This is a genomic window from Pseudomonas fluorescens, from assembly GCF_000967965.1.
Classification (GTDB): domain Bacteria; phylum Pseudomonadota; class Gammaproteobacteria; order Pseudomonadales; family Pseudomonadaceae; genus Aquipseudomonas; species Aquipseudomonas grandcourensis.
Map to the genome: position 1 here is coordinate 256,827 of NZ_LACC01000022.1, position 6,420 is coordinate 263,246.

Here is a 6,420-nt window from a genome sequence, read left to right on the forward strand (position 1 = left end):
CAGCCGAAACCAAAGGCTGTGCCGACGCCTAGTCTGAGCATGTCCGATAAAATTGAACTTCGCGCAGAGGTGCCGTCCGAATTGGGCGGCCAACGCCTCGATCAAGTCGCCGCACAATTATTCGCTGAGCACTCGCGCTCGCGCCTTTCCGCCTGGATCAAAGACGGCCGCCTGACTGTGGATGGGGCGGTTATCCGCCCGCGAGACATCGTCCACGGCGGCGCCATCCTTGAGCTGACTGCCGAGCAGGAAGCTCAGGGCGAATGGGTCGCTCAAGACATTGCCCTGGATATCGTCTACGAAGACGACGACATCCTGGTGATCAACAAGCCTGCGGGCCTGGTGGTGCACCCGGCTGCCGGTCATGCCGATGGCACCTTGCTCAACGCCTTGCTGCACCACGTGCCGGACATCATCAATGTGCCCCGCGCCGGTATCGTGCATCGTCTGGACAAGGACACCACCGGTCTGATGGTGGTGGCCAAGACCATTCAAGCGCAGACGCAGCTGGTTACACAGTTGCAGAGCCGCAGCGTCAGCCGGATCTACGAGTGCATCGTGATCGGTGTGGTGACAGCCGGTGGCAAGATCAACGCGCCGATCGGTCGTCACGGCCAGCAACGCCAGCGCATGGCCGTGATGGAGGGTGGCAAGCAAGCCGTCAGCCATTATCGCGTGCTCGAGCGCTTCCGCTCCCACACTCACGTGCGGGTGAAGCTGGAAACCGGTCGTACGCACCAGATTCGCGTGCACATGGCGCACATCAACTACCCGTTGGTCGGGGATCCTGCCTACGGCGGTCGTTTCCGTATTCCGCCAGCCGCCAACCCGACCATGGTCGAGTCGCTGAAAAACTTCCCGCGTCAGGCGTTGCATGCGCGATTCCTGGAACTGGATCATCCGACCACCGGTAAGCGCATGAGCTGGGAATCGCCGTTGCCGGAAGATTTCGTCTGGTTACTGACCCTGCTCAAGCAAGACCGCGAGGCGTTCATCGGATGAGTGACTGGCTGATTCCTGACTGGCCCGCGCCGGCCGGGGTCAAAGCCTGCGTCACCACCCGTGCGGGCGGCGTCAGTCTGGCGCCGTTCGACAGCCTCAACCTCGGCGATCATGTCGACGACAGCCCTGAAGCTGTTGCCGAGAATCGCCGTCGTCTTACCGATCATTTCTCCATTCAACCGGCCTGGCTGCAGCAGGTCCACGGCATTGTCGTGGCCCATGCCGATCCTGGTCGGGTGGATACGGCTGATTCCAGTTGGACATCAACGCCGGGCGTCGCCTGTGCGGCGATGACGGCCGATTGCCTGCCTGCGCTGTTTTGCGACCGTGCCGGCACCCGCGTTGCTGCAGCTCATGCCGGTTGGCGCGGGTTGGCGGCGGGCGTGCTGGAGGCCACTCTCGACAGTCTGGCGGTACCGCCTGCCGAGGTATTGGTCTGGCTTGGCCCGGCTATCGGTCCGCAAGCCTTTGAAGTCGGCCCTGAAGTGCGTGAAACCTTCGTGCAGCAGTTGCCGCAGGCGGCAGAGGCCTTTGTACCGAGCCAAAACTCCGGTAAGTTCATGGCCGACATCTATAGGCTTGCGCGCCTGCGTCTGGCAGCTCGCGGCGTCACCGCTGTCTATGGCGGCGGATTCTGCACCGTGACCGATCCGCGCTTCTTTTCTTACCGCCGTGCCCCTCGCACCGGCCGCTTCGCCTCCCTGATCTGGCTCGACCGCTAGACTTGCCTGACCTGCATCAACGTCCCGACGCTTGAAACTCCCAGAATCGACCACATCTATTGTGGTATCTGGCAGGTTTCTCCATTCAGGATGTTTTATAGGTCCGGCCTGCTCAAAAGGAAGGTGACCCATGCGTATAGACCGTTTAACCAGCAAATTGCAGTTAGCGTTGTCCGATGCCCAATCCCTGGCTGTCGGCCACGATCATCCGGCCATTGAACCGGCGCACTTGATGCAAGCCTTGCTCGAACAGCAGGGCGGCTCGATCAAGCCCCTGTTGATGCAGGTGGGCTTCGACGTCAACAGCCTACGTAAAGAGCTGACCAAAGAGCTCGACCAGCTACCGAAAATCCAGAACCCGACCGGTGACGTGAACATGTCGCAGGATCTGGCGCGCCTGCTCAACCAGGCCGACCGCCTGGCCCAGCAGAAGGGCGACCAGTTCATCTCCAGTGAACTGGTGCTGCTCGCCGCCATGGACGAGAACAGCAAGCTCGGCAAGCTGTTGCTGGGCCAGGGCGTAAGCAAGAAAGCCCTGGAAAATGCGATCAACAACCTGCGCGGTGGCGAGGCGGTCAACGACCCTAACCACGAAGAGTCCCGTCAGGCGCTGGATAAGTACACGGTCGATCTGACCAAGCGCGCCGAAGACGGCAAGCTCGATCCGGTGATCGGCCGTGACGATGAAATTCGCCGGACCATCCAGGTGCTGCAACGTCGTACCAAGAACAACCCGGTGCTGATCGGTGAGCCTGGCGTGGGTAAAACCGCCATCGCCGAAGGCCTGGCTCAGCGCATCATCAATGGCGAAGTGCCGGATGGCCTCAAGGGCAAACGTCTGTTGTCCCTGGACATGGGGGCGCTGATTGCCGGTGCCAAGTATCGCGGCGAGTTCGAAGAGCGCCTGAAGTCCCTGCTCAATGAACTGTCGAAGCAGGAAGGGCAGATCATCCTGTTCATCGACGAACTGCACACCATGGTCGGCGCCGGTAAGGGCGAAGGCTCGATGGATGCCGGCAACATGCTCAAACCGGCCCTGGCCCGCGGTGAGCTGCACTGTGTCGGTGCGACCACGCTCAACGAGTACCGCCAATATATAGAGAAGGACGCCGCTCTCGAGCGACGTTTCCAGAAAGTGCTGGTGGATGAGCCGAGCGAAGAGGACACCATCGCCATCCTGCGTGGCCTCAAGGAGCGTTATGAGGTTCACCACAAGGTGGCGATTACCGACGGCGCGATCATTGCCGCAGCCAAGCTCAGCCATCGCTACATCACTGACCGGCAGTTGCCGGACAAGGCCATCGATCTGATCGATGAAGCCGCCAGCCGCATCCGCATGGAGATCGACTCCAAGCCGGAAGTGCTGGACCGTCTGGAGCGTCGCCTGATTCAACTGAAGGTGGAATCCCAGGCGCTGAAGAAAGAAAGCGACGACGCGGCGAAGAAGCGTCTGGAAAAATTGCAGGACGAAATCGCTCGTCATGAGCGTGAGTACTCGGATCTCGAAGAAATCTGGAACTCGGAAAAAGCCGAAGTCCAGGGTTCTGCGCAGATTCAGCAGAAGATCGAACAGTCCCGTCAGGAACTGGAAGCGGCCCGCCGCAAAGGCGACCTGAACCGCATGGCCGAGTTGCAGTACGGGGTGATCCCGGACCTGGAACGCAGCCTGCAAATGGTCGACCAGCATGGCAAAGCCGAAAACCAGTTGCTGCGCAGCAAGGTGACTGAAGAAGAGATCGCCGAAGTCGTGTCGAAGTGGACCGGTATCCCGGTGTCGAAGATGCTCGAAGGCGAGCGCGAAAAGCTGATGAAAATGGAAAGCCTGTTGCACCAACGTGTGATCGGCCAGGACGAAGCGGTGGTTGCGGTTTCCAACGCTGTGCGGCGTTCCCGTGCCGGGTTGTCCGACCCGAATCGCCCGAGCGGCTCGTTCATGTTCCTCGGCCCGACCGGTGTCGGTAAAACCGAGCTGTGCAAGGCGCTGGCCGAGTTCCTCTTTGATACTGAAGAGGCGATGGTGCGGATCGACATGTCCGAGTTCATGGAGAAACATTCCGTGGCTCGCTTGATCGGTGCGCCACCAGGCTATGTGGGGTATGAAGAGGGCGGTTACCTGACCGAGGCCGTACGTCGCAAGCCGTATTCGGTGATCCTCATGGACGAAGTCGAGAAGGCGCACCCGGATGTGTTCAACATCTTGCTGCAAGTGCTGGAGGATGGTCGTCTGACCGACAGCCATGGCCGTACGGTGGACTTCAAGAACACCGTGATTGTCATGACCTCCAACCTGGGGTCGGTACAGATCCAGGAACTGGTCGGTGACCGTGAGGCGCAGCGTGCGGCGGTGATGGATGCGATTTCCAGCCACTTCCGGCCGGAGTTCATCAACAGGGTCGACGAAGTGGTGATCTTCGAGCCATTGGCGCGGGATCAGATCGCCGGTATTACCGAGATCCAGTTGGGGCGTCTGCGCAGTCGCCTGACCGAGCGCGAGCTGAAGCTTGAGCTCAGCCCTGAAGCCATGGACAAGCTGATCGCGGTCGGCTACGACCCGGTGTACGGCGCACGGCCGCTCAAGCGCGCTATCCAGCGCTGGATCGAGAACCCGCTGGCACAGCTGATTCTGTCCGGTCGATTCATGCCGGGCGATACCGCTCACGGCGTGGTGGAAAACGACGAAATCGTCTTCGTCTGATCCAAAACGGCAGCAAAATCGAAAAGGCCTCGCATTACGAGGCCTTTTTTTCGTTAGGCTGTTGAACTCAAAGGAAAATGCTTGTAAAGTGCGCCCCGCAGTAAGTCACCCGCCAGGGTTTCCGCTCCCCAAGCAGGAATCCAAAATAAGTTGCAAATCATTAACTTGAAAGCAATTTAGGGGGTTGACAGAGGTGCTGAAGATTGTAGAATAGCGCGCCTCAGACACACGAACGCAGCGATGCGAACGGGTCGAAGAGAACGCAGTAAAGCTTCAAAGTTGTAAATTGAAATGTGTAGTTCCGTGATAGCTCAGTCGGTAGAGCAAATGACTGTTAATCATTGGGTCCCAGGTTCGAGTCCTGGTCACGGAGCCAATTTCAAACCGGGGTATAGCGCAGTCCGGTAGCGCGCCTGCTTTGGGAGCAGGATGTCAGGAGTTCGAATCCCCTTACCCCGACCATATTAAAAATCCTCGTATCGAAAGATACGGGGATTTTTTTTGTCCAAAAGTTCTCATGCGTACTGCAAAAACACCTGTGGGAGCGAGCCTGCTCGCGAAGGCGTCTTTACAGTCGACATCAATGTCATCTGACAGACAGCTATCGCGAGCAGGCTCGCAGTTTTATATCAGTGCAGTTTCAGGCGTGGCTCAGTCCCGCGCCCGATCTTGCTGCCCAGCATCAGCATTGCCGTGCGGAACGGCCCGTACAGCGCCATCTGGTGCATGCGGTACAGCGACACGTAGAACATCCGCGCCAGCCAGCCTTCGAGCATCACGCTGCCGGTGAGGTTGCCCATCAAGTTACCCACAGCCGAAAAACGCGACAGCGAGATCAGCGAGCCGTAATCGGTGTACTTGTACTCCGGCAGCGCCTTGCCTTCGATGCGCAGTTTCAGCGATTTGGCCAGCAACGACGCCTGTTGGTGAGCGGCCTGGGCGCGTGGCGGCACGTTGCGGTCGCTGCCCGGTTGCGGGCAGGCGGCGCAGTCACCGAAGGCGAAAATGTTCTCGTCGCGAGTGGTTTGCAGGGTTGGCAGCACTTGCAGCTGATTGATGCGGTTGGTTTCCAGGCCATCGATGTCCTTGAGGAAACCCGGTGCGCGAATCCCCGCGGCCCAGACCTTCAGGCTAGCGTTGATCACTTTGCCGTCGGCGGTGATCAGGCTGTCGGCCGTCACTTCGCTGACCGCTGCATTGGTCATGACGTTGACCCCGAGCTTCTCCAGGGTTTTATGCACAGGCCCGCCAATGCGCTCCGGCAGCGCCGGCAGCACCCGTGGACCGGCTTCGATCAGGGTGATGTGCATGTTTTCCGGTTTGATCCGGTCCAGGCCATAAGCTGCCAATTCATGGGCGGCGTTGTGCAGTTCGGCGGCCAGTTCGACCCCGGTGGCACCGGCGCCGACGATGGCCACGCTGATTTGCTCGATCGTATCGGTCTGACCGGCGTGAGCGCGCAAATAGTGATTGAGCAGTTGCTGGTGGAAACGCTCGGCCTGTTTGCGGGTGTCGAGGAACAGGCAGTGCTGAGCTGCGCCCTGGGTGCCGAAATCGTTGGTGGTGCTGCCGACGGAGATCACTAGCGAGTCGTAAGGCACTTCACGGGCTGGCACCAGCTCCAGACCGGCTTCGTCGTAGGTAGCGGCCAGCTGGATTTTTTTCTCCGCGCGATCGAGCCCGCTCATGCGCCCCAGCTGGAACTCGAAGTGGTTCCATTTGGCCTGGGCGACATAGTTGAGTTCGTCTTCGGAAGAGTTCAGGGAACCGGCCGCCACTTCGTGCAACAACGGTTTCCAGATGTGGGTGAGGTTCGCGTCGACCAGCATCACGCTGGCCGTACCGCGCTTGCCCAGAGTCTTACCCAGGCGGGTAGCCAACTCCAAACCGCCGGCGCCGCCGCCGACAATGACAATACGATGGGACATAAGGATAACTCGCAAGGCTAAAAGAAATCGGTACGGTTACCCAAGCGAGCATGAGGGTCTGTTGACGTTTGAT

The 6,420-nt window shown here is 59.5% G+C and carries 4 protein-coding genes and 2 tRNA genes; 5 read left to right on the forward strand and 1 reads right to left on the reverse strand.

Annotated elements, in window-relative coordinates:
• The first annotated feature begins 39 nt into the window (after nucleotides 1–39).
• The 5 genes from rluD to VC35_RS18135 all read left to right on the forward strand — a co-directional run bounded on the left by rluD (nucleotide 40) and on the right by VC35_RS18135 (nucleotide 4,881).
• On the forward strand, nucleotides 40–1,002 hold the full coding sequence (gene rluD / locus VC35_RS18115) for a 23S rRNA pseudouridine(1911/1915/1917) synthase RluD (RefSeq protein WP_007990414.1): 963 nt from the start codon (nucleotides 40–42) through the stop codon (nucleotides 1,000–1,002).
• Complete coding sequence (pgeF, locus tag VC35_RS18120; protein ID WP_046041790.1) at nucleotides 999–1,724, forward strand: peptidoglycan editing factor PgeF; 726 nt, start codon at nucleotides 999–1,001, stop codon at nucleotides 1,722–1,724. Before rluD ends, pgeF begins: the two co-directional genes overlap by 4 nt.
• A gap of 130 nt (nucleotides 1,725–1,854) precedes the next feature.
• On the forward strand, nucleotides 1,855–4,419 hold the full coding sequence (gene clpB / locus VC35_RS18125) for an ATP-dependent chaperone ClpB (protein WP_046041791.1): 2,565 nt from the start codon (nucleotides 1,855–1,857) through the stop codon (nucleotides 4,417–4,419).
• A 300-nt stretch (nucleotides 4,420–4,719) separates the two neighbouring features.
• A tRNA-Asn gene (locus tag VC35_RS18130) sits at nucleotides 4,720–4,795 on the forward strand.
• Nucleotides 4,796–4,804: 9 nt separating this feature from the next.
• Nucleotides 4,805–4,881: transfer RNA gene (locus VC35_RS18135), tRNA-Pro, on the forward strand.
• 167 nt (nucleotides 4,882–5,048) lie between these two features.
• Here the strand turns inward: VC35_RS18135 and VC35_RS18140 are convergent.
• Entirely contained in the window at nucleotides 5,049–6,347 is a 1,299-nt protein-coding gene (locus VC35_RS18140; protein ID WP_046041792.1) for an NAD(P)/FAD-dependent oxidoreductase, read from the reverse strand.
• Nucleotides 6,348–6,420 lie beyond the last annotated feature (73 nt).

What these genes read in the sequence shown, in the direction of transcription:
- clpB (WP_046041791.1), top strand. Translation starts at nt 1,855, where the DNA reads ATGCGTATAGACCGTTTAACCAGCAAATTGCAGTTAGCGTTGTCCGAT.
- rluD (WP_007990414.1), top strand. Translation starts at nt 40, where the DNA reads ATGTCCGATAAAATTGAACTTCGCGCAGAGGTGCCGTCCGAATTGGGC.
- VC35_RS18140 (WP_046041792.1), bottom strand. Translation starts at nt 6,347, where the DNA reads ATGTCCCATCGTATTGTCATTGTCGGCGGCGGCGCCGGCGGTTTGGAG.
- pgeF (WP_046041790.1), top strand. Translation starts at nt 999, where the DNA reads ATGAGTGACTGGCTGATTCCTGACTGGCCCGCGCCGGCCGGGGTCAAA.